The sequence below is a fragment of the Kribbella albertanoniae genome (assembly GCF_004348455.1).
In the GTDB taxonomy this organism is placed as follows: domain Bacteria; phylum Actinomycetota; class Actinomycetes; order Propionibacteriales; family Kribbellaceae; genus Kribbella; species Kribbella albertanoniae.
The window spans coordinates 1-2171 of the sequence record NZ_SMKA01000495.1; the positions used below are offsets into that span (position 1 = coordinate 1).

Sequence of the window (2171 nt, forward strand, 5' to 3'; positions counted from 1 at the left end):
CCTCTAACCCCCCAGCCGGACGGCTCCTGGCCCCCACTTATCCACAGCCCCACCAACTGACGTTCCCCACTCGTGCCGACTCCGTTTACGATCAGTAATGACTACGGAGAGGTGACCCCGGTGACAATCCGCAACATCCCGACCTTCCTGGCAGCCACCTGCCTAAGCACCCTCCTCCTAAGCGCCTGCGGCCCGGGCAGCCCTGAAGCCGGCCGCCCGAACACGGCCCCGCCGAGCACCTCCAGTTCGGACCCGACGGCTACACCACCGGTGTCCTCCTCGAAACCAACCGAGCCACCGCCTCGGCCCACGGCAGCCCAGGGGCTCACCCTGGCGTCCGCGGAAGAGTTCGTCAGGTACTACAGCGCGCTGATGAATTACGCGGCTGACACCGGAGATACGAGCCCCATGCTCGACGCCAGCGAAAGCGGCTGTGAGAACTGCAAGTCCTATGCGACCTCAGTGCAGAGATCCAATGCAGCGAATGGCCTGCTGACCGGCGACTACCACGAGCACCTGGCCGAAGTCTCGGAGCTGGTCCGGGGCGAGAGCGGGCGCCTCGGCGGGTCGGCGAACGTGACCGTCGGCGCGTACACGACCAAAGAGAGCGCCAAGGCCACGCCGTTCAAGAGCAAGCCAGCCAAGTACAAGCGCGAGTTCGCTCTGTCGCCGCAGGCCGGAAGCTGGGTCATGTACGAAATGAAATCCGTCGCACAATGATCACCTCGAGGCTGGCGACGGTGGTGTTGGTGTGTGCGCTCGCCGCACCCGCAGGACTGCCTGCGAACGCGGCGATGCTGCCCGATCAGGTCCTCGCATCAGGAGCAGCGACGCTCGCCATGCCTCGTCCGCCCAAGCCCGTGATCACCGCGGACCCCACGAAGGACGGCACGCTTGTCAGAGGGAAGACCAGGGTCGACGGCCGTTTGTCTTCTGGGAAGCCGCGTTCCAGTCGTCCTCAGCGGAAGCCCAAGCACCAACAGATCAAGTCGACGAAGACGGCATCCAACAAGGACGTCGCCGTAACAGATGCGCCGAAGCGGGTCGATTTCAACCTCAATCTGGGGATCTGCGGACGGCGGCAGCCGGACGGCACATTCCCAGGCCCTGCGAGATGTCAGCCCTTCGAACCCGATCCGCCTCGCCGCCCAGGACAGCCTCAGGTCATACAACCCCGCCCCGAAGACGTTACGTGGGAGCAGGTGTTGGCCGAGTCGAAGAACGTCTTGTTTCCGAAGTTGACGGTTTATGTGCAGCCGCGGGACCGGACTTTGGTCAATCTGGACACGATCGTTTATACCGACGACAACGGTGTGACCACGGTGCCTGTGAATGTTGCTGGGTTTGGTGTTGTGGTGACGGCGGTGCCTACCAGCTACACCTGGCATTTCGGGGACGGGACGAGTAAGACCACGGAGTCCGCGGGGAAGCCGTATCCGTCGAAAGAGGTCACTCACAAGTACCTGAAGCGCGGTGACATGCGGTTGTCGGTCACCGTCAACTACGACGCCAGCTTTGAGGTTGAAGGGCTCGCCCCGCAGTTCATCGGTGCTGTCCCGATCACCGGGCCCGCCACACCGCTCCAGGTTCGCGAAGCCGTACCGGTCCTTGTCGATCCACCTCGCTGAGGCGAGCGTTCGCGAGTCCGGGCGGCGCCAAGCGCAGTGCTGCCAGCGGCGTTGGGGAGCGTTCCCCGTTGGCACGGTGGCTTCGCTCGACGCGCAACCACCAGCAGCCCCGCATCGACTGTGCGGAGATTTGCCGCCGGTAAACGATGTACAGCGGCACGGAGGTCACACTCGACCGCGCATTCGTCATATTCACCGATCGCTCGGCTCAGGCACCGAGGCGGATGACGACGTCGGGCGGCGCGCGTTCGCGAGGCATGCCAGACGGTCGACCCCTTGGTCTGCCGCTAGTGGAGGGCTGTTTTTAGGTGGGTGGTGAGGGTTGTGATGGCTTCGGCGGTGGCGCCGGGGATTGTTTGGAGGTTGTAGTGGCCGTGGGGGAGGGTGGCGTGGTTGAGGTGGGTTACATCGACGCCGGCGGCTGCCAGGGCTTCGGCGTACTCGGTGCCTTCGTCTCGGAGGGGGTCGAAGCCGGCGGTGGTGATGAAGGCCGGGGGGAGATCGGCGAGGGACTCGGCCAGTAGGGGGGAGACCTGTCTCTTA

The 2171-nt window shown here is 64.5% G+C and carries 3 protein-coding genes; 2 read left to right on the forward strand and 1 reads right to left on the reverse strand.

The features are described from left to right. Nucleotides 1-120: 120 nt before the first annotated feature. Complete coding sequence (locus E1261_RS44485; protein ID WP_132416371.1) at nt 121-720, forward strand: DUF6318 family protein; 600 nt, start codon at nt 121-123, stop codon at nt 718-720. A gap of 485 nt (nt 721-1205) precedes the next feature. Continuing rightward, complete coding sequence (locus E1261_RS45780; RefSeq protein WP_165952877.1) at nt 1206-1628, forward strand: PKD domain-containing protein; 423 nt, start codon at nt 1206-1208, stop codon at nt 1626-1628. 287 nt (nt 1629-1915) lie between these two features. On the opposite strand, the gene E1261_RS44495 is transcribed toward E1261_RS45780, so the two are convergent. Beyond that, nucleotides 1916-2171, reverse strand: a 256-nt coding sequence (locus E1261_RS44495; RefSeq protein WP_165952878.1) for an alpha/beta hydrolase fold domain-containing protein, incomplete at its 5' end; no start/stop codon positions are given.